At 65.9% G+C, this 21,043-nt stretch carries 17 protein-coding genes; 9 read left to right on the forward strand and 8 right to left on the reverse strand.

The features are described from left to right. Window positions 1–179: 179 nt before the first annotated feature. The gene (locus ACFEMD_RS06695) at window positions 180–1,802 is read right to left on the reverse strand and encodes an outer membrane protein assembly factor BamB family protein (RefSeq protein ID WP_394740211.1); all 1,623 of its coding nucleotides are present in this window, start codon (window positions 1,800–1,802) and stop codon (window positions 180–182) included. 294 nt (window positions 1,803–2,096) lie between these two features. Next, on the reverse strand, window positions 2,097–2,531 hold the full coding sequence (locus ACFEMD_RS06700; RefSeq protein ID WP_394740212.1) for a universal stress protein: 435 nt from the start codon (window positions 2,529–2,531) through the stop codon (window positions 2,097–2,099). Between the two features lie 145 nt (window positions 2,532–2,676). Here ACFEMD_RS06700 and ACFEMD_RS06705 point away from each other — a divergent pair, with 145 nt between their 5' ends. The 3 genes from ACFEMD_RS06705 to ACFEMD_RS06715 all read left to right on the forward strand — a co-directional run bounded on the left by ACFEMD_RS06705 (window position 2,677) and on the right by ACFEMD_RS06715 (window position 5,294). Continuing rightward, a complete protein-coding gene (locus ACFEMD_RS06705; protein WP_005558290.1) occupies window positions 2,677–2,982 on the forward strand; it encodes a DUF7577 domain-containing protein in 306 nt (101 codons plus the stop codon). A 131-nt stretch (window positions 2,983–3,113) separates the two neighbouring features. Beyond that, window positions 3,114–4,865 carry a gamma-glutamyltransferase gene (ggt, locus tag ACFEMD_RS06710; protein ID WP_394740213.1) on the forward strand — a complete coding sequence of 584 codons (1,752 nt, stop codon included), beginning with the start codon at window positions 3,114–3,116 and terminating at the stop codon, window positions 4,863–4,865. Between the two features lie 201 nt (window positions 4,866–5,066). Beyond that, window positions 5,067–5,294, forward strand: coding sequence for a hypothetical protein (locus tag ACFEMD_RS06715; protein ID WP_394740214.1), 228 nt, complete (start codon window positions 5,067–5,069; stop codon window positions 5,292–5,294). Window positions 5,295–5,412: 118 nt separating this feature from the next. On the opposite strand, the gene ACFEMD_RS06720 is transcribed toward ACFEMD_RS06715, so the two are convergent. Both ACFEMD_RS06720 and ACFEMD_RS06725 read right to left on the reverse strand, forming a co-directional pair. Further along, a complete protein-coding gene (locus ACFEMD_RS06720) occupies window positions 5,413–6,756 on the reverse strand; it encodes an RNase J family beta-CASP ribonuclease (protein WP_394740215.1) in 1,344 nt (447 codons plus the stop codon). Window positions 6,757–6,971: 215 nt separating this feature from the next. After that, a complete protein-coding gene (locus ACFEMD_RS06725) occupies window positions 6,972–8,444 on the reverse strand; it encodes a hypothetical protein (protein WP_394740217.1) in 1,473 nt (490 codons plus the stop codon). A 228-nt stretch (window positions 8,445–8,672) separates the two neighbouring features. Here ACFEMD_RS06725 and ACFEMD_RS06730 point away from each other — a divergent pair, with 228 nt between their 5' ends. Beyond that, window positions 8,673–10,046 carry an LVIVD repeat-containing protein gene (locus ACFEMD_RS06730; RefSeq protein ID WP_394740219.1) on the forward strand — a complete coding sequence of 458 codons (1,374 nt, stop codon included), beginning with the start codon at window positions 8,673–8,675 and terminating at the stop codon, window positions 10,044–10,046. Then, window positions 10,033–10,389: a hypothetical protein gene (locus ACFEMD_RS06735; protein WP_394740220.1), complete on the forward strand. Its 357-nt coding sequence runs from the start codon at window positions 10,033–10,035 to the stop codon at window positions 10,387–10,389. Before ACFEMD_RS06730 ends, ACFEMD_RS06735 begins: the two co-directional genes overlap by 14 nt. Window positions 10,390–10,473: 84 nt before the next feature. Here the strand turns inward: ACFEMD_RS06735 and ACFEMD_RS06740 are convergent, their stop codons facing one another. The 3 genes from ACFEMD_RS06740 to ACFEMD_RS06750 all read right to left on the reverse strand — a co-directional run bounded on the left by ACFEMD_RS06740 (window position 10,474) and on the right by ACFEMD_RS06750 (window position 14,534). Continuing rightward, the gene (locus ACFEMD_RS06740) at window positions 10,474–11,670 is read right to left on the reverse strand and encodes an MFS transporter (protein WP_394740222.1); all 1,197 of its coding nucleotides are present in this window, start codon (window positions 11,668–11,670) and stop codon (window positions 10,474–10,476) included. Window positions 11,671–11,748: 78 nt separating this feature from the next. Next, window positions 11,749–13,107, reverse strand: a complete 1,359-nt coding sequence (locus ACFEMD_RS06745) for a polysaccharide deacetylase family protein (protein WP_394740223.1) — start codon at window positions 13,105–13,107, stop codon at window positions 11,749–11,751. A 197-nt stretch (window positions 13,108–13,304) separates the two neighbouring features. Then, on the reverse strand, window positions 13,305–14,534 hold the full coding sequence (locus ACFEMD_RS06750) for an outer membrane protein assembly factor BamB family protein (protein WP_394740225.1): 1,230 nt from the start codon (window positions 14,532–14,534) through the stop codon (window positions 13,305–13,307). A 268-nt stretch (window positions 14,535–14,802) separates the two neighbouring features. Here ACFEMD_RS06750 and ACFEMD_RS06755 point away from each other — a divergent pair, with 268 nt between their 5' ends. From ACFEMD_RS06755 to ACFEMD_RS06770, 4 genes are all read left to right on the forward strand, one after another. Further along, window positions 14,803–16,518 carry an aldehyde ferredoxin oxidoreductase C-terminal domain-containing protein gene (locus tag ACFEMD_RS06755; RefSeq protein WP_394740227.1) on the forward strand — a complete coding sequence of 572 codons (1,716 nt, stop codon included), beginning with the start codon at window positions 14,803–14,805 and terminating at the stop codon, window positions 16,516–16,518. Between the two features lie 429 nt (window positions 16,519–16,947). Further along, on the forward strand, window positions 16,948–18,210 hold the full coding sequence (locus ACFEMD_RS06760; protein ID WP_394740228.1) for a four-carbon acid sugar kinase family protein: 1,263 nt from the start codon (window positions 16,948–16,950) through the stop codon (window positions 18,208–18,210). Further along, a complete protein-coding gene (gene pdxA, locus ACFEMD_RS06765; protein ID WP_394740230.1) occupies window positions 18,197–19,237 on the forward strand; it encodes a 4-hydroxythreonine-4-phosphate dehydrogenase PdxA in 1,041 nt (346 codons plus the stop codon). Before ACFEMD_RS06760 ends, pdxA begins: the two co-directional genes overlap by 14 nt. Beyond that, a complete protein-coding gene (locus ACFEMD_RS06770) occupies window positions 19,234–20,559 on the forward strand; it encodes a DUF362 domain-containing protein (RefSeq protein WP_394740231.1) in 1,326 nt (441 codons plus the stop codon). The genes pdxA and ACFEMD_RS06770 overlap by 4 nt, the downstream gene beginning before the upstream one ends. Before the next feature lie 4 nt (window positions 20,560–20,563). Here ACFEMD_RS06770 and ACFEMD_RS06775 read toward each other — a convergent pair whose 3' ends face one another. Then, complete coding sequence (locus ACFEMD_RS06775; RefSeq protein WP_394740232.1) at window positions 20,564–21,001, reverse strand: universal stress protein; 438 nt, start codon at window positions 20,999–21,001, stop codon at window positions 20,564–20,566. Between the last annotated feature and the right edge of the window lie 42 nt (window positions 21,002–21,043).

Here is a 21,043-nt window from a genome sequence, read left to right on the forward strand (position 1 = left end):
CAGCTACGTACGACCGTTCGCTGCTCGAGATACTCCGCGCTTGCCATCCGGTATGAAGGGAACCCCACAGCGAAGAGAGCGACGATAACTGTGGTCCGGCGTCCTTGAAAGGTGAAGCTGCGGCCTCGGCTCGGAGTTCTGTCCAGACAAACGGCCTGATCGAGGGTACCCGGTGGCCGTCAGTCCTGTCGTTCTTCGGGGCTCGCACGTCGGCGTAGCCACTCGAGGCCGAGCACGCCGCCGGCGATCCCGGCGCCAGTCGTGAAGCCGGGTGTGCCCTCGGCGTCGTCCTCGGCTTCGGGGTCGCCGTCGTCATCATCGTCCTCGTCGGCATCGTCGTCCCCCGTGCCATCGTCGCTCGCGTCGTCGGTTTCGTCCGTGGGGGAGTCGTCGCTCGCGTCGTCCTCCGTTCCCTCTCCCTCGGCTTCTTCCTCGTCTTCTTCTCCGTCGTCAGCGTCTTCGTCCGGCTCTTCCGCTCCCTCGTCATCCTCGTCGCTTTCGGATTCCTCCTCTGGCTCGTCCTCTTCTTCGTCACCGTTTTCCTCGCCGTCTTCTGGCTCGTCCTCTTCCTCGCCGTCTTCCGGATCGTCGTCCTCCTCACGCTCCTCGAGTTCGGCCTCCGAGCGGATCGCGAGCAGTCGGTCGCGGCTTCGTCCGTAGACGGTTCCCTCGACGAGGGTCGCGTCCAGTCGGGGTACCCCGTTCTCATCGTCCGGGACGACGGACCACTTCACGGCGCCGTCCTCGTCGAACACGAACAGGCCGTGCTCGTCCTCCTCGTCGAAATCCTCCTGGCTGCCGTCGATGCCGACGTAGATCCCGTCGTCCGCGACGACCGGCTGCTGGGCGTGTTTGATCGGTTGGTCGGGCTCCCACACCCGTTCGCCCGTTTCGCGATCGAAGCCGGCCGCGTCGTACGTCGGGTTGGTGTAGACGCGATCCTCGGTGATCGTCGCGGGAACGTTGCCCTCGTACCGCTCCCCTTCCTCGCCGGTTTCGGTATCGTACAGGACGACGTCGCTGGGGTACGGCCCCTCGCCGTCGTCCATGGCGACGGCGACGGAGCCCTGGCCTGCGACGATCGGGTCGTGGCTGACGATCCCTACCATCTCGTCGGAAATCTCGGTCGTCCAGCGCTCGGAGCCGTCCTCGAGTTCGCGTGCGAAGACGTACGACTCGCTGCACGCGAAGACCGCCCCGTCGGCGACGGGCGGGGCGCCGTTCGTGTAAAACTCCTCCTCGGCCTCGAAGCTCCAGCGCTCCTCACCGTCCGAATCGAACGCGTACAGCGCCGCCTCGGAGAGGGTATACACGTCCCCGTCGGAGACGTTCGGCGGCGTGAGCTCCCCCTCGTCCTCGAGGTCGGTCTGCCAGCGAACGCTCCCGTCGTCGGCGTCCAGCGCGGTCAGCGAGTCGCCGCCGACGTAGAGGGTCTCGGCGTCGATCGCCGGGGTCCCGGAGGCACCGACAGCGTCGCTCTCCCACAGTATCGACCCGTCTTCCGCGTCCAGGGCGTGAACCTTCTCGTCTGTCGTCTGGTACACCGTCCCGTTCCGAACCGCGATCGGACCGCCGTGGTCGCGTTCCCAGTCGACCGCGACGGGCGCCTCGGGCCCGGACCGATCGGGGAAGTAGGCGTTGTTGTTCGGCGCTCCTCTGCTCGAGGTCCAGCCGTCTTCGGACTCGACGTCCGGTTCATCGCTCTCGGCTGTGGCGGCCGTTCCGACCGACCCGAGAATCCCGCTAACGGCGAGTGCTCCGCCGCTCGCCGCGAGCAGCTTTCGGCGCGTTGACGACAACATACGTCGGGTGTCTGTGGAGACCGATCATAATTACCGGGTGGATAGACTCTTTTCGACTCGAAACGATCGGGCCGGACGGTCGTGTCGTCGATCGAACGGGAGACGATCGCCCGGTTACGGCGAACCCGTCCCATTGAGGCCGATCGAGTCGAGCGACGAGAGCCTACCTTCGTCGCCAGCGGGGCGCTCGAGGAACGGTACCCTTCGACGGACCGTCTCCGCAGATCGGCGAGACGACCGCCGCTCCATCGGCCGAACGGACGTGAAACAGTTGTCACGAGCCGAACCGTCCGTTCACCGAACGATCGTTACCGGTACCGGCGATCGTCGGGCGACCGACTCGGCGATACTGCCTAGCAGGATTCGACTCGCACCGGTTCGGCCGTGGCTGCCGAGTACGATATGATCCACGCCGTGGTCCTCGACGTAGTCGACGATCGTCTCGGAGATGTCTCCGATGGCGTGTTCGGTCTCGAGTTCGACCCCGGCGTCTGCGGCCCGTCTGCGTGCGGTTTCGAGCAGGTTCTCCGCCCGCGTTTTGTGTTCGTCACGGATCCGTTCGTAGTTCGACAGCGATCCAGTCTCGAGCCCGGTCACCGCGTAGATCTCGCTGGGGTCGACTACGTGGAGGGCGGTGAATCGAGCCGACGGATACTCCTCGAGCGCGAACTCGAGGGCCTCGGTCGACCGATCGGAGTCGTCGATGGGGACCAGAACGTGGGAGGCCATGCCTCCTGGTTCAGTCGGGACCGTCATAAACCTCCGTCGTCAGCAGAGTCCAAAACGTCGGTCTCGGCTACGAAACGCTCGTAGGGACAGTCACGCTCGACGCAAAATGTGCTAAGTACTCTCACGAGGTACGCCCAGACATACCATGGACGCCATCATCATCGCAGTGGTGGTCATCCTGCTCGGTGCGTGGTGGGCCAGGCTCTTGGTCCGCCAGCGAGACGCCGACAACGACGACACCGCTCCCGAATCCGGCGACGGCGAGGACTCCCTCGACGGGCTTGCGTCCGGCGGCTACCACCCCGCGGGCGTGGAGTACTGGGGCCAGGCCAACGAGCGGACGGTCGAGCCCCGGCCGCCCGCACCGGGAGTCTGCCCGACCTGCGAGACCGAGAACGATCCCTCCTACACGTACTGTCGGAACTGCGTCGGGCGGCTTCGACCTGCGTAACCGATGTCCTCCTCTCAGGAGTGCCTTTGCTTAGAGTCTCTCCTGTATGGACATCAAGGGTAATAATTCAAGGTTAGTTTTTATTATCCTCTCTATGATATTCAATTGGTGTGTCAAACAGACGCACGTTTATGCGACGAGTCGGGTTGACGGCCGCCGCGACGAGTGCAGTTACCGTCGGCCACGCAAGCGCGGGGACGGACGGTCACGACCCGGCGACTGATCCCGAAGCGGTTGACGATAGCGCCGGCGCCGGTGCCGAAACCGAGTTCGACTACCCCTGGCAGTTCATCGGCCGTCGATCGGCCACGATGTCGACGAACGGGATGGTCGCGACGAGTCACCCGATCGCAGCCCAGGTCGGCACGCAGATCCTCCAGGACGGCGGAAACGCGGCCGACGCCGCGGTCGGGACCGCGGTTGCGTTGAACCTCGTCGAGCCACACATGACCAGCATCGCGGGCGACATGTTCGCGCTCACCCACTTCGACGGGGAGTACGAGGCGCTCAACGGAAGCGGCCGAGCGCCCGAGGCAGCAGACATCGACACCTACTGCGAGCGGACCGACGCTACCGAGGACGGCGAACCGGTCGTCCCGACCGAGGGCGGACTGCCGGTAACCGTTCCCGGCGCGCTGGACGGGTTCCACGAACTTTCCGAACGCTACGGGACCCTCGCGTTCGAAACGCTGCTCGAGCCAACCATCGAATACGCCCGAGACGGCGTCCCCGTCACCGAGTACGTCGCCTCGCAGTGGGAGGCCGCCGCACCCCGCGTCGAGGAGTTCGAGAGCTTCAGCGAGACGTTCCTGATCGACGGCGAGGTTCCGAGCCCGGAGCAACTGTTCACCAACCCCGATTTCGCGGACTCGCTCGAGCGCATCGCGAGCGAGGGGATCGAGACGGTCTACGGCGGCGAGTTCGGCGCCGAGATCGTCGAAGCCGTCCAGGACCACGGCGGCGTCCTCGAGCTGTCGGACCTCGAGAACCACGAGAGCACGTGGGACGACCCCATCAGCGCCGAGTATCGCGGAATGGAGGTCCTCGAACACCCGCCGAACACGCAGGGCGTCGCCGCCCTGCAGGCGCTGAACGTCCTCGAGGAGTTCGACCTCGCGGCCGATCCCACCGACCCCGAGCGGCTCCACCGCCAGATCGAGGCGATGAAGATCGCCTTCGCCGACACCGAGAAGTTCGTCACCGATCCCGAGGCGTACGATATCCCCCTCGAAACGATGCTCTCGCCGGAGTACGGACGTCAGCGCGCCGGCGAGATCGGCCCGAACGTCGGCACGTACGAACCTCGGGCAGATCGTCACAGCGATACCGTCTACCTGACGGTCGTTGACGGCGACGGCAACGCCGTCTCGCTGATCAACAGCGGTTTCTGGCCGTTTGCGAGCGGGATCGTCGTCGGCGGCTTCCCGCTGCAAAACCGCGGCTCCTCGTTCAGCCTGGACCCGAACGACCCGAACGCGCTCGAGCCGGGAAAGCGTCCGTTCCACACCCTGGTTCCCGCCATGCTCGCCGAGGACGGCGAGTTCCGCGCCTCGTTCGGCGTAATGGGCGGCGACACCCAGCCCCAGGGCCACGTCCAGGTCGTCACGAATCTTGTCGACTCCGGGCTCAACCCGCAAGCCGCAATCGACGCCCCGCGGTTCCGGTTCATCGAGGACCACGAGGTCACCCTCGAGACCTCGAGACTCCCGGAAGCGACGGTCGACGATCTTCGCGAACGAGGCCACGACGTGATCACCGAGGCGGAGTACTTCGAACCCGACGCGAACCACTACGGCGGCGCCCAGCTGATCTACCGTACCGACGACGGCGTCCTGATCGGAGGTTCCGAACCTCGACGGGATGGACAGGCGATCGGGTTCTGATAACGGCCAACCGACGGACTGCGCCGCGACACCGATCGCTCTCTCGAGGAAACTACCCCGAACACGTCGTCGATCGTCCTCGCTCTCGAACGGGCCACGCAGGATCGGCTACTAATATTTCTTTCTCGGTCGGGGACGGTTCGCGCACGGCCGCGTCGGTTCTTCTTTTCCCCTCCCCTTACTGCGACTCGCAGACATATCATGAACGACGACACGCCAGAACGCGACACCGAATCGCCCCGTTTCTCACCCGTCACGCGCCGGACGGCCCTCGGCGTCCTTGGCACCAGTGCGGTCGGCCTCGGCTGGGAGGAGTGTCGGAACTACGAGAACAGCTGGCTGGACTGGGGGCACCCCTCCGAGGACGGCGGCTACTACTACAGCTCCTGTGTTGATTCCGGCACCGTGATCAATACGTTCGCCGATTGAACCCGTCCCCGTTCGAAACGAACGGAAACCGGCTGCAGCCCTCGAACGACGAACCCGGACGCGATGTCCAGAACGCGGGTCCGCTACGATCGTGAGGATCGAACGGCGGAGTCGTCGTTTACACCAACTCGATGATGTTCCCGTTGCGGGTCACGTGCAGGTCGCGGCCCATCCTGTATCCCTCGCTCTCGCAGAGGTCGACGTAGCTGGAGAACCCTTTCAGGTCCTGGTGGGCGGGGATGATGTGCTGGGGCTGGAGCGCGTCGAGCATCTCGTAGTGGCCCTCCTGGCAGAGGTGACCCGAGACGTGGACGTCGTCGTAGACGCGGGCACCCTGCATGCCCAGCAGCTTCTCGGCCTGGTAGCGCTGGCCCTCGTTGGTCGGCTCCGGAATCACGCGAGCGGAGAAGACGACCTTGTCACCCTCGTCCAGCTCGTAGGGGGTCTCACCGCGGGCCATCCGGGTGAGCAACGCGCGAGGCTCGCCCTGGTGGCCCGTCACGATCGGCAGGAAGTTGCCCTTCCCGTCGTTCATGATCCGCTCTAGGGTCTGGTCGATGGATCGGCGATAGCCGACCATCTCGACGTCCGACGGGAAGTCGATACCGACCTGCCTTGCGGTACCGGAGTACTGCTCCATCGATCGGCCGAGCAAGATTGGCTGCCGGCCGATCTCTCGCGCGAACTCGATGATGGATTTGACCCGCGCGATGTGACTCGAGAACGTCGAGGTGATGATCCCACCGTCGTAGTCCTCCATGCTGTAGAGGACGTCCCGGAGGTGTTCGCGGGCGACGCTCTCGCTGGGGGTCCGTCCCTTTTTGTTCGCGTTCGTACAGTCCTCGATGTAACACAGCACGCCGTTGCCCTCGCGACCGATCTCGCGGAACCGCTCCATGTCGATCGGGTCACCGATGACGGGCGTGTGGTCCATGCGCTTGTCTAGTCCGTAGACGATCGCTCCCTCGGGCGTGTGAAGCACGGGGTTGATCGCCTGGACGATCGAGTGGGTGACGTTGACGAACTCGAGTTCGCAGCCGTGATCGCCGATCGACATCGTTCCGCCGGCGTCCATCTCGACGATGTCGTTGTCGAAGCCGAACTTCTGCTCGTCCTCGACCTCCTCCCGGACCAGTTCGCAGGTAAACGGCGTCGCCACGACCGGTGCGTCGTACCGGTGGGCCAGTTTGGAGATGGCGCCGATGTGATCCAGGTGGCCGTGGCTCGGGACGATCGCCTGAACGTCGCCCTCGAGGTCGCTCATGACTCGATCGTCGGGGATCGCGCCCATGTCGATCAGATCCAGACTGTGCATCCCCTCGGTCCGGAGGTTGTCGTGAATGAGGACCTTCGACAGGTTCAGTCCCATATCGAAGATCACGATGTCGTCGCCGGCGCGAACCGCGGTCATCTGTCGGCCGACTTCCTCGTATCCGCCAATCGTTGCAATTTCGATTTCCATTGGTAGACCCGATCATAGCAGTCCCATCGAACAGTCCCGGAGCCCGAACGGCTGCGGTCGGAGGAACGAAACGGCCGGTGACGTGAGAATTCACGTCCTTGGCGTTACGCTGTTCCCGACTGTGCCAAGGACAGCGCCTCTTTCGGTTACTCGGACGATGACGTCCCAGACGTAAGTACTCCCGGGATCCCACCGAGAAACTGTGCAGCGATCGGTCAGCCGAGCCAGTCGGCGAACGGTTCGCCGGCAGTCGCCCGCCGGATGTACGTCCGCTGCATCCCCGCGACGGCGCTCTCGAACGTCTCCCCGTCCTCGAGCCGGCGTCGAACCTCGCGGCGTTTCCACGCGCTCGGGGCCGTCCGGGCCTCCCACCGAGCCTCGATCGGCTCGAGCAGAGCGTCGACACGCGTGGACTCGAGGCCGCGGTCGCCGAGTCCGAGTCGAGCCAGTTCGAACAGCTCCTCGTAGATTTCGTCCGGTTCGCCGGTTCGGGTTCCGCCGCGGGTGACCCACTCGAGATCGGCCTCGAACCCGTTCTCGACGGCCGCGTAGAACGACTCGCGGGCGGCCGTCCAGGGGAGCGTCGCGACGGGGTGGTCGGTCGCGACGATTCCATGGACGAGCCCGGCGACCAGCGCTTGAAGGCCGATCACGTCCGCAACGGTGGGCTGGGCCGCGAGCGGTCGGTACTCGAGGCGGGGGCCGTCGGGACCGAGGATCGGTCGAATCCACCGCCAGCAGGTGCCCTGCTTGTGCAACAGCTCCCAGTAGTCGTCGGCGAACCCCTCGCGGGGCTCGTCGAGGTTCCACTCGCGCAGCGCGGGGACACACGGACGGTCCGCGACAATCCGATCGATCGCGTCGGCGGGCGTCTCGAGGTCCCGGGGGAACCGGACCTTCCCCGGGTCGCGGACGTTCATGGACTCGAACACCGGGACGCGAAGCTCGACCGGTCCCTCGAGGGCGGTCTCGGGGTCGTCGTACAGCTCCGGCGGCAGGAACGGCGCGTTCGCCGCTAGGGCGAGTACGGGACCCGCCGTACGCAACGCGGCGTTGAAGGTGTCGGGAAAGCTCGGAGTCGGCACCTGGAGGTGTACCTGCATCGAGGCGGCCAGTGACTCGACGAGGATCGTCGGGAACGACCGCCGACAGCCCGCGACGTCGAGTTCGACCGGGCCGTGAGCGGTGATATCGGCGTCGAGCGCGTAGTAGCGCGGCCTGGGTGCGACGTTCGTCGGAACGCGGCTGCCGTCCGCGTCGCGGTCGATCGCGCTCAGGTAGACTCGAGCCCCCTCGGACGACGGGATCGTCCACATTCCGTCGGTGACAAACCGCAGCTCCTCGCGTTTGCACGCTCGCCCTACCGCGTCGACGCGATCGGCGAGCTCGCCCGCCTGCGTCTCGAGACCCGTCGAATCGAACGGCGAGGCGGGGGTGTTCACCTCCGCGTTGTGTCGGCCGAGCTCGCGTTCGCAAACGCCGTCGAACGCCGGCTCGGGAACGGTCGCGAGTCGCCCCTCGGCGTCGACGGCGTATCCCTCGAGCTCGAGACCGAGACGGTATCCGCCCTCGAACGCGCCCGCCGCGAACGCCTCGCGAAGCGCGTCGGCCTGTGCGTCTACCCGGCGGGCGAACTCGGCGCGGGTGCGGTCCCGCCGCGTCGCGCGAACGAACTCCCCGGGGTCCATCCCTCGTATATGAAGTGTGTTAGCACATTAATCTACTCGGTCGACGGAGTTGGAATGGGCCTCGAGCGAACGGGCAACCACCTTCGCTCGGATGTGGACCCCGTTTCGGCAGCTCCAAAGCTGTCATGAGTTAACTACTGGCAGTGGATTACTGTTCCGGCTTCCTTCATAGGATGAAACCGGACGTCGCGATTTACCAGCCGTCGGTTCGGTTCAACGAGTGGACCGATGGTCGACACACCACGACGGACGTTCGTACGACGGCTCGGCGCTGCCGGTATCGCAACGACGGGACTTGCCCAGGGCGTGGCAGCCGAGGACTCGGAGACGAATCGGAGCGGCGATCGGACGCGCGGCCGACTCGACAAGCTCGGACAGGCGCTCCCGCCGGGAGCGAATCCGGACCACGTCACCTACACCTTCGGCCACGTCAGCCCGGACGGAACGTGGGGCGCGGTCAGCAGCTTCCCGGAAGACGGGAACGTGATAAGCTCGCTGTACGACCTCTCGGACCTCGAGGACCCAGAACTCGTTCACGAACTCGGCCCGCCAAACGACATGACCCGCTCGAACGATATCAAGTTCGACCCTCACCGCGAGGGGATCTATATTCGGTCGCTCGAGGCCGACGACGAGGGGCCGCTCGACGATCCCGTCGCCGACACCGAGGGGCTCGAGGGGATCGAGGTCGTCGACTTCAGCTGCGAGGAGGGAACGCCGACCGATCCCGAGGTCGTCGCCACCCTCGAGACGCCGTACACGGGCGTCCACAAGCTCACCGACCATCCCGAGGAGACGGTGCTGTACCTGGTCGACAAGCGACCGGACGGCCCGGGGATCATCGGGGTCGATTTCAGCGATCACCGGAATCCGACCGTCGAGGCCCAGTTCGGGCCGGACGGCTACTGCCACGACATGGAAGTCGACACCGTTCGCGACGCGCTCCACGCCGCCTACATCTTCGGGGACAACGTCGGCTACGCTACGTTCGACATCTCCGACCCGCTGAACCCGACGCAGCTGGGCTTTTTCGACTACGACGACCAGCCCGACTACGAGACCGTCGGCGAGCCCGGCTTCGAGCTGGCCCACCAGATCCACCCCGAACCGAAACGCGACCTCGCGATCATGGGTGACGAGGTGTTCGATACGATCCCGGGCGGGAAACACGTCTTCGACATCGGCTGGGGCGAGGGGAGCCTCGAGGACCCGAAGCCGATCGCGTTCATGGGCTCGCCGGACGCCCGCGAACAGGAGGAGGGCCAGGGCGTCTGGACGACACACTTCCACGACGTGATCTACGACCGCGGCGAGGTCCTGCTGGTCGACGGGGGCTACACCCAGGGAACGTGGGTCGCCAACATCACCGATCCCTGCGATCCGACCCCGACCGAACGCTACGCCACGGACGACGGGATCGACGACGTCGAACCCTACTGCTGGTCGGCCTACTACAACGAGGCTCGCGAGTTCGCCTTCGCGGCCGACTCGGGAACCGGCGCCTACACGTTCGAGGTCTCGGCGCTGCCGGCCCGCGGCGAGGACTGTGGCGGCCCCGACGGCCACTTCGACCTCGACGCGATCCTCGATGACGAGGCGTGACCGGTTCTCGGCCCGATTGCTCGAGGACCGAGGCGTCGCTACGGCGCTCGAGAGCGAACGACGACGTTCGGCCGAAGATGGGACCGAACTCGCCGAAAGCGGTAGGAAAGAGCAGAAAGAGAGAGGCAATCGTTGCCGTCCTCACTGCGTGACGGCCCACACCGTCTCAGTAGCCGAAGTAGACGTCGAGCGCGAGACCGGTCGTGACGAGGAGGGTAAACGCGATGACGAAGGCGAGCAGCGCGGTCTGACGCTGGAGAAGCGGTTCGTACGATTCAACATCAGGAGTGCCTGGAAGATAGGGCTTTGTCCTCATGTATGGATAAAGGAACTGCAGGCATAAAGTGTTATTTCGAGCTGCGTCACCACTACTCACTTGCGAAACCGTGTTTTGAGAATCGTCAACACATCCCTGAGTGATCGGCGATTAGTATTCGATCGAGACGAACACGACGAGGAAGATCACGCCGGCGAGGGCGCCGATACCGAGGAACGCCTCGTCGAAGTAGCCGCGGTCGGCGATCGCACCGAAGACGACCGGACTCGCCGCGCCGATCGCGAGGTAGACGGTTCGAAGCGCGCCCAGACTCGTCCCCTGGGTCCCGTCCGGCAGTCGCTGCGTGAGATCGGAGATCACGACCGTCTCGAACCCGAGGAGGCTGCTCGCGAACACGGTCACGAGGACGAACGCCCAGAGGGTTCCGACGAACGGAAGTACGAGGAGGGCCAGCCCGGCTGAACTGACGACCACCAGCAGCGGGACTCGGACGCCGAGACTATCGTAGGCGCGGCCGGCGATCGGCTTCAACAGGATCCCGAGCGCGAAGAAAAAGCCGAACAGCGCGGCCGCCGTCTGCGCCGAGAACCCGCGCTCGTCGATCAGGTACGTCGGGTAAAACCCCATGAACGCCTGGATGATCACTCCCCACAGCACGAGCAGCAGGGTTCCGCGAAGCACCACCGGCTGCGACAGCGTCGGGGCGATGTCCTCGAGCGAGAACTGCTCGCGAAGCGGCGTCGACGCGGTCGGCTGGCTCGGAAGCGTCCACCAGAGCCCGACCGCGGCGACCGCGAAGAGGGGAACGGCGAACCCGAACCCGTACTGCCAGCCGACCGTGACGGCGAGGACTCCGGCGAGCGGCGGCATCACCGCGTTGCCGACGTCGCCGGCGGCCATCGTCGCACCCGTCGCCGTGCCGAGCTGGTCGGGGTAGATCTTGTCGAGGATCGTAAACCTAGAGACGCCGTACAGGGCGGTTCCGGCGCCGAACAGGGCCGTGGCAGCGAAGAGGACGACCCCCGAATTCGCGAGGACGACGAGCGCGAGCATCGCCGCCGCGAGCACGGAGCTGGCTATCAGCAGAATGCGTTCTCCCGCCCAGTCGGCGAGGATACCGCCGGGGAGCTGTCCGAACGCGTACGCGATCCACAGCACCGTCAGGAGGAAGCCGGCGGTCGTGAGCGTGAGCCCGTACGAATCGCGGATGTGGGGCAACAGCGTCGGGTAGATCATCCGAACGCTGATCGACAGGAACCAGCCGAACGCGACGGCGAGCAGAATCTTCCCGCGCCCGTCACTTCGGAGGTCGGCAATCGCGTCCGTCACCGTCGATCGATAGTCCACGACGGGGAACGCTCGGTTTCGGTATTGAGTCTTGCGACCTCCGTCGGCCACCGGCGGACAAGCCGACGCCGCGTTCGCTCAGTGTCCGCTTCGGCGCATCGTCCAGAGATCGTCGAAGTCGATCACTTCGACGTCGTCGCCCTTGTCGTCGATGTGCTCGAGCAGGTCCTCGTACGCCGATTCGGACATCGTGTTGTCCTGATCGAAGGCGTGGAAGTTCAGAATCGTACACTGACGGTGCTGCGCTGCGAGGTCGACACACCGCTTTGCGATCTCCAGATCGTGGCCGATCGTCCGGGGCATCACCAGCGGATCGAAGCCGGTGACGCCGGTGAGGTTGGCGTCGCCAGCCTGGTTGAACCCGCCCGCGTAGTAGTAGTTCGAGACGATATCGAGCACCCGATCGTCGAAGTCGTTGTGCGGGAAGACCAGGTAGTGACCGCCCTCGAGTTCCTCCTGGACGGCCCAGTTCTTGTCCGTGCGCAGTGCGTCGTCGAGATCCTCGTCGCTGAGGTCCGAGAACTCGGTATGGGTCCCGTGGGCGACGATCTGGTCGCCAGCATCCTGGCGCTCCTTGAGCTGGTCGACCGTCATGATTCCCTCGCGCTGGTCTCTGGTCCACTGTCGGACGGCGGCCTGGACGGCGTTGACGCCGTACTCGTCGTGAAGCGGGCTCGCCACGTCGTAGAAGTCGTCGAAGCCGTCGTCCCAACAGAGCATCACGTATCCCGCTTCGGGTTTCTCGTGGGTGCGAAGGTCGTCGACCCAGACCTCCGCGTCTCCGGTGTTGTGGACGATGATCTGAACGGTGTCGACGGCATCGCGCTCGAGCGGCGTCGAGCTCTGCTCGAAGAAGCCGGGACAGGTGCGGAACCAGCCGACATCGGACGTCCGATACGTGACCGATCGAAGCTGGTGGCTGGCGTACCCGCCGTAGATGTCCTGGATCTGGATCTCGATCGCGACGTTGCCCGGCGTCGACGTCCGGACGGCCATCGAGAGATCGAGATCGCTCATATCCGTCGTCTCGAACTCCGTTTCGACGACGGCGTTTCCGCCGTCCTCGGCCGTCAGCCTGAGACTCTGGGAGCCGTCGAAGTACGTCTCCTCGTCGGGTTCGGCCGATCCGTCGACGACGTCCCAGTCGTCGAACTCTTCGAAATCCTCGAGCCCGTCGCCGGGCTGTCCGTACTCCTCGCGGCTATCGTACTCCGTCTCGAGCGCAAGTTCGGGAGGTTCGACGCCGTCTTCGGTGTCCGTTCCGGTACCGTTCGAATCGTCGCCATTGCCGTCTCCGTCTCCGTCTCCGTCGCCGTCCCCGTCGTCGCCGTTCGAGAGCGCGGAGTTCATCTGGTCTACGCAGCCGGCCATAGCCGCGAGCGCCGTCACACTCGAGGTAGCGAGGAACCGTCGTCGGCCGTTGGGTTTCTCCGTCATCGTAATAGTAGAATTTCCTGACAGTCTATTTGTTATATAGTAATTATCAACCGAGAGCGCGGCTCCTATATATCAATCAAAGTCAGTCCGAAAAATGGAGGCATAAAATTTCTCGAGCACGATACTCCAAGAGTAAGTTCGGGTTTGCTTGTCGTTCGCGGAGTTAGTTTCTTGTTATTTACGGTCCTGTTCCGGGCTCATCGGGTCGGTGGGAGTCGATACGTCCTCGCTCCGAACGCGATCCGACCGGTGACTACGAGCCTGTGCCGGATCGTGGCGAACCCGCTGAAACGTCTCTCGGAAGGGACGTGGCCGCACCGGTCGTCGCCCCGGACGTCGACGAGCAGGAACGCTCGAGACGCGTCCCCCGTTTCCGGCTCGAGTTCGGTGTAGACGCCGCGCTGGTCGAGGGCGCCGACGACGTCGGCTCCCGCCTCGAGTGCGGCGATACGCTCGGGACCCTCGTACCGCCAGCGTTCGGATCCGTCGGCGTCGTACGCGGTCACGCCGCCGTCCCGGTCGCCGACGTACAACGCCTCGTCGGAACCCCGGACTGCCTGTACGAAGCCGTCGGTCTCGTCGTCCCGTTCGTCGTCCGCCCGGTCGCTGGAAATCCGATCCCGAATCGAGCCGCGTTCCGGATCGAACGCAACCAGCATCCCGTCTTCGCGGGGGAGCCACGCGTTCCCGGCGAACGAAACCGGTCTGGAGCCCCAGTCGACGGCTCCCTCGAGGTCGGTCTCCCACTGTCGGTCCCCCGTCGCGGGATCGATACCGATCACGGTTCCCGCCCGCGTGGCGACGACGACCGTCCCCTCGAGCAGCGCGAGCCCGTTCGAGACCGGTGCGTCGAGCTCGACCGCCCACCGGAGTTCGCCCTCGCTCGCCGAGACGCCGACGACGGCGTTCGATCCCTCGAGCTCGTCGTGATCCGGATCGGTGACGGAGGCGACGACGGTGTCGTCTCGGACGAGCGTCGCGACGCCCATGTGTCCCTCGACGTTGCCGCCCGCGTCGAACTCCCACTCGAGGCCTCCGGTCTCGCGGCCGAACGCGAGCAGCGTGTTCGCGCCGGTCGAGGCGAACACGCGGTCGTCGGTCGGTTGGGGGCGTCCGATCCCGCCCGCGAGTTCGCGCCTGGCGACCCACTTCGGCTCCCCGCTCGGCTCGAGCGCGAGCAGCCGGAACATCCGGGATCCGGAGCTCATCTGTACGATTCCCGCACCACCGCCGACGAAGACCGTCCCGCCGTCGACGACCGGTTCCGACCAGGCGTCGGACGTCGACTCCCAGAACTCCCGGTCCGGCTCGAGGTACTCCGGGCAGTCCGGTGCGCCGGAGCCGCGGACGTACCAGTACCCACCTCCGGCAGCGGCGGTCCCGGCGCCCAACACGCCGAGCAGCTGCCGTCTGCTGAGCGACTCCATACCCTCAAAATCACACATAACAATGAAAGTCTTCTGAAAATATAGGTCTGGGCGGATCGAAGGGGAAACGCGCGCTGCGTTCCGTTCGGCCCGCCTCGAGTCACCCCACGGGCACGGTAAACGGCTCTCGAACCGGAACCCGGGCCACAGATGCGCTCCCGAAGGCGGGACGGTCTCGATGCGTACTCGTCGCCTCACGGACGGCGTGGGTCTACGCTCCACGGAAGAGCGGCGAACGCTTAAGCCTCTCATTCGTGATTGGTCGTTCATGCTCCGCGCGAAAGGGCCACTGCTGACCGTTGACGTGGGCGAGCGAACCGCGACCGAGACGACCATCGACGACCATCTCGAGGCGTGCGTCGGCGGCCGGGCCGTCGCGACGGCGCTGGCTCACGACCGCATCCCGTTCGAGGCGGATCCGTTCGGACCGGAGAACCGACTCTACCTCTCGACCGGACCGCTGCAGCAGTCGAAGATGTCGTTCACCGGTCGGATGAACATGACGGGGCTGTCGCCGCTGACCGACGGACTCGTCTCGACGAACGCCGGCGGCTACCTCTCCCGGAACTTCGTCGACACGGGGATCAGCGCCCTCGAGATCGTCGGCGAGAGCGACGAGCTGCTGGCCGTTCACGTGACCGACGGGGTCGACGAGTCACACTCGTCGGGCGGCGAGACGGCGTCTCGTCCGCGCGTCGAGTTCGAGACGGTGCCGGAGCTCGAGGGGGCGACGGTTCCGGAAACGTCCGATTACATCGAAGAGCGCCACGGGCTCGGCCCCGAGCACTGCGTCGTCGTCGGGCCCGCCGGCGAGAATCAGGTTCGGTTCGCCTCGGTGATGACGTACGATCACCGCGCGTTCGGCCGCGGCGGGCTGGGTGCGGTTCTGGGCTCGAAAAACGTCAAGTGCGTCACGTTCGAGGGCGAGTCGGCCCCGTCGGTCGAGATTCCGAACCCCCCGGAGATGAACGTCCACAGTGAGGCGGCGCAATCGGAGGATCTGATGCGCCGACAGGGGACGACCGGCAACACCGAGATGATCAACGAGGCGTTCTCGTTGCCTACCCGGTACTTCGCCGAGTACGAGTTCGAACACGCCGACGCGATCGGCGGCGACGCCGTCGAAGAGAAAAAGTACAAGAAAGGCGCCTGTTCGGCCTGTGCGTACGCCTGCAAACTGCCGACTCGAGACGAAGAAACCGGACTCGAGACGGAGGGTCCGGAGTTCGAGACGGTCTACGCGTTCGGCTCCCTGCAGGGCGTCGGCGACATCGTCGACGTCATGAAGAGCAACGATCTCTGTGACACCCTCGGGATGGACACCATCTCCGCGGGCGTCACCGTCGCGGCCTACCTCGCGAGCGAGGACGAGTTCGGCAACGCGGATCTCGCCCACGACGTGACCGAACGGATCGCCCGCCGGGAGGGGATCGGCGACCTGCTCGCCGAAGGCGTCGAGCGCTGTCACGACGAGCTGGGAGTCGACAGCTACGCCGTCAAGGGCCTCGAGCTGGCCGCACACGACGGACGCGTTCTCAACGGACAGGGACTCTCGTATGCCGTCGCAAACCGCGGCGGCGACCACATGTACGAGTCCCGGGTGATGTCCGCCGAGTACGGCGGCCGCATCGATCCCGAGGGAACCCTCGGCAAGGTCGAGGCCCTCGTCGAGGGGGAGAACGAAGCCGCGTTCCGGGATACGGGGATCGTCTGCGCGTTCGGCAGCGGCTACGTCACCGACGAGCGCCTCGAGGCGCTGTTCGACGCCGACCGCGAGGACCTCCTCGAGATCGGCGCGCGGACGGTCGAACTCGAGCGCCACTTCAACAATCGGCGCGGCTTCGACCGGGAGGACGACCGGCTGCCCTACGAGCTCCCCAACCTCGAGGCGGCCATCTCGGAGTACTACGAGGCTCGCGGGTGGAACGACGACGGAACGGTGCCGTCTTCGGCGATCGAATCGGTGGCGACGGCCGACGACTGACAATCGAGTCTCGAACTTCCGCCGAAATACCAGAAAGAGTACGTGATCTGTAGTTATTATATTGTGGGAAATACGAATTATACCGTGGATTCGACAGCGAAGCGACCGATTGACCGCTCGCAGGAAGACCGGCTCTAATAGCGCTCTATATCCTCGAATCACGGGCTGTGGAATCGGACGACTCGAGCGGAGATCGGTCCCCCCTCCTCAACGGAACGACGATGCAGACAGCCAATCTCTACGGACAAGAGACGGTGAACGGCCGACCAAACGTGAACCACTCCGACTCCACTATTCTGGTGTATATTCCCCTAATCGCGAACAACTACTTTAGAAAGAAATGCAACTCGATGGTTCAGCTATCGAACCACTGAACGTCCGTAGCTCGAGAGGTGAACCGTTTTGTACGCGCAGTCGAGAGACCTCGCCATGAGCAGCGTACTCGTCCTCGCCGACGATTTCACCGGCGCGATGGACACCGGACACGGGTTCGCCGCCCGAGGCTGCGCCGTTCGGGTCGTCGTTACGGATCCGAAATCCGACGACACCGATCGACCGTCCTCGAGTGACGCAGACGTCCTCGCGGTCGACCTCGACAGCCGCGATCTCGAGCCCGAAGCCGCGGCCGCAGCCGTTTCGTCGTTCCTCGAGCGCGGCCCCGTTCCCGAGGTCGTCTACAAGAAGGTCGACTCCACGCTACGGGGAAACGTCGTCAGGGAGGTCGACGCCGCCCTCGAGGCGACCGGGGCGGAGCTGGCGGTCGTCGCGCCCGCCTTCCCCGGAACCGGCCGCGTGACGGTAAACGGGCGCCACCTCGTCGAGGGACGGCCGCTCGAGGACGCCGGCTACGGGACCGACTCCGATCTTCCAGCGCTGTTCGAGCGTTCCGAGTACGACGTCACGACACTCTCCCTGGAGACGATCCTCGAGGGGACTGACGCCGTCGCGTCGACGCTGGCGAACCGAGGACGCGACAGCCCAGAGATCGTCGTCTGCGACGCGGTCCACGATCGTCACCTCGAGGCGATCGCGGCGGGCGCGCGGCGCTGCGATCGCGAGGTCCTCTCCGTCGGCAGCGGCGGGCTGGCGAGCGCGATGTCGGTGCCGAATGCCTCGCGGTCGCCCCCGGAGGCGACCCCCGAAGGCGAGGGCGCCCTCGGGATCGTCGGCAGCGTCAACGAGCGCACGCTTGAGCAGCTCGAGGCCGTCCCCGATGACCGGCTCGTCGAACTCGATCCCGCCACGGCCGTCGCGAATCCCCGCGAAGCGGGCCGGGAGGCCGCGACGGAACTCGAGTCGATCCGTCGGAAACACGGGCGGGCCGTCCTCACGGGAGCGACCTCGCGAGTCGACGTGGATCGCGCGAGCGAGGCCGCAGTCGAGCACGGTGTCGACGCGGGTCCGAGGGTCGCGCAAGCGCTCGGCGTCGCGGCCGCGAACGCGACCGAGACCGATCCGCCCGCGGGACTGCTGCTGACGGGCGGAGCGATCGCCCGAGCCGCACTCGAGGAGCTCTCCGCGAGCGCGATCGCCCTCACCGGCGAGGCGGTCGTCGACGGCATTCCGGAGGGCGTGATCGAAGACGGCCCCGCCGCGGGTACCCCGATCGTGACGAAAGCGGGCGGGTTCGGCGACCGGAGGAGTATCGTTAACTGTCTGAACTTCCTTGATCGAGTCGATGAGCCAGAGTGAGCGACCAGTCGTCGCTGTAACGATGGGCGACCCCGCCGGCATCGGGAGCGAGATCGTCGCCGCCGCCTACTCGGCGTTGCTTGAGCACGCGAACCCGATCGTCGTCGGCGACGCGAGCGTGATGCGCGCCGGCGTCGACGTCTCGGAAAGGGATCTCGAAATCGAGGCCGTCGACGCGGTCGCAGACGCGACGTTCGCCGAGGACGCGATTCCGGTACTGGATCTCGACGCCGTCGAGGACCTCGAGTACGGCGTCGTCCGCGAGGAGTATGGCGAGGCCAGCCTCGGGTACATCGAACGCGCGATCGAACTCGCCGTCGACGGCGAGGTCGACGCGATCGCGACGGCGCCGATCAACAAGCAGTCGACCCGGCTGGCCGGCAGCGAGTACGCCGGCCACACCGGGATGCTCGCGGACTACACCGACACCGAGAACTACTCGATGATGCTCGTCGAGGACGACCTCGTCGTCACCCACGTCAGCACCCACGTTCCGCTGCGGGAGGCCTGCGATCTGGTGACGACCGAGAACGTCCTCGAGACGATTCGGGTCACCGACGAGGGGCTTCGCGACCTGGGGATCGAGGAGCCGACGATCGCCGTCGCAGGCCTCAACCCCCACGCCAGCGACGGCGGCCTGCTGGGCGAGGAGGACGACGCCGAGATCCGACCCGCCGTCGAGCGCGCCGCCGAGGAGGGGATCGACGTTCACGGTCCCGAGTCGCCCGACACCGTCTACGTGCAGGCCGCTCGCGGCAGCTACGACTGCGTCGTCTCGATGTACCACGATCAGGGCCACATCCCCATCAAGACGCTGGGCTTCTCGAGCGACGACGCCGTCTCCGGGGTCAACGTCACGATCGGGCTGCCGATCGTCCGAACGAGCGTCGACCACGGGACGGCCTTCGACATCGCCGGCGAAGGGATCGCCAGCGAGGCGAGCCTGATCGACGCGGTCGAGGTCGCCGCCGAGATGGCCGAGCGACGGCGCGAACGGGGCAAAGTACCGCCGGGGGGTGAGAGATGAACCTCGAGTTCCCCGACGCGGACGTCCTGCAGGCGACCAACGACCACACCGTCGCGGACCTCCCGCGGTTCGCCGTCGCCCGTCGGAAACGCGACCTCGAGGGGGTCGACGACGTGGAGGCGGCCGCCAGAGGCGCCGTAAGCGAAATCGACGCCTTCGAGTCGCTCCCGGAGGGAGCGGAGGTCGCCGTCACGGCCGGCAGCCGCGGGATCCACGACATGCCCGCGACGCTTGCCGCCGCCGTCGACGAGCTACAGGATCGCGGTCTCGAGCCGTTCATCATCCCCGCGATGGGGAGCCACGGCGGCGCGACCGCCGAGGGCCAGCGCGAGACCCTCGAGGCGCTCGGCGTTACGCCCGAGCGGATGGGCTGTGAGATCCGCTCGTCGATGGCCGTCGAGGCCGTCGGCGAGGACGCGCTGGGGCGACCGGTGTACGCAGCGAAGGACGCCCTCGCAGCCGACGCCGTCCTGCTGGCAAACCGCGTGAAGGTCCACACCGACTTCAACGGCGCCGTCGAGAGCGGACTCTCGAAGATCGCGGTTATCGGCCTCGGCAAACACCGCGGCGCGGAGTCGCTGCACAACGCGGCGATCGCCACCGAGTTCGCCGACGTCATCCAGGATCGGGCGGGAATCCTGCTCGAGGAGACGCCGATCGTCGGCGGGATCGCCCTGCTCGAGAACGCTGCCGACCGCGCGGCCCACATCGAGGGCGTACCTGCCGCCGAGATCCCCGAGCGCGAGCCCGAACTGCTCGAGAAGGCCCGGGGCTACTTCGCACAGCTCCCCGTCGACGATCTCGACCTGCTCGTCGTCGACGAGGCCGGGAAGGAGAAGTCCGGCACCGGGATGGACACGAACGTCCTCGGGCGGTACTCCTTCCACGGCGAGGACGAACCCGAGTCGCCGTCGATCACGCGGGTGTACGTTCGCTCGCTGACCGAACCCTCCCACGGCAACGCCCTGGGCGTCGGGCTCGCGGACTTCGTCCACCGGGAGTACGTCGAAGAGATCGACTTCGAGGACACGTACGTCAACATCGTCACGAGCGGCGAGACGGACCGGGCGAAGATTCCCTTCGTCGTTCCCGACGACGCGACCGCGTTCGTCGTCGCCTGTTCGACGACCGGGATCGCGGGACCGGAGGAGCTTCGAGCCGCCCGGATCCCGAGCACGATGGAGCCCGACTCGCTGGTCGTCTCCGAACCCGTCGCCCGCGAGCTCGCCGAGCGCGAGGACGTCGAAGTCGGCCCGCTCGAGCCCCTATCGTTCGAGGACGGACGACTGCCGTCGGACCCGTACGGACTCGAGGAGAACTGACCGATCAGCTCTCTTTTGGCTCCTCAGGGACGACGACCACCGGGCGGTCGGCCTCGAGGAGCACCGACTGCGTGACGCTGCCGAACAACGCCTTCCCGACGCGAGAGCGCTGTCGGCCGCCGATAACGACGTACTCCGCGTCGACGTCGTTCGCGTGCTCGAGAATCTCCGCCGCGGGATTGCCGCGGCGGCCGACGGCTTCGAACTCGCGGGTGAGGTCGGCCGCGGCGTTTTCGGCGGCCGTGGTGGCGATCCTCGCCCGCTCTTCCTTCGAGAGGGATTCTCCCGCATCGAGGGCTTGATTGAGGAGATGTTCATGTTCCGAGTGCTCGTAGACGGAGAGCACGTGCAGCGGTGTGTTGGATTGATCGGCCAGCCTCGCGGCCGCTTGCACGACCGCCTTCGCTCCCGTTCCGCTGTCGACCGCGGCGACAACTGTCATGAGTCAACGGACGACACAACGCTGCAAGTAAATTACGATCCG

The sequence above is a fragment of the Natronococcus roseus genome (assembly GCF_043677095.1).
GTDB lineage: Archaea > Halobacteriota > Halobacteria > Halobacteriales > Natrialbaceae > Natronococcus > Natronococcus roseus.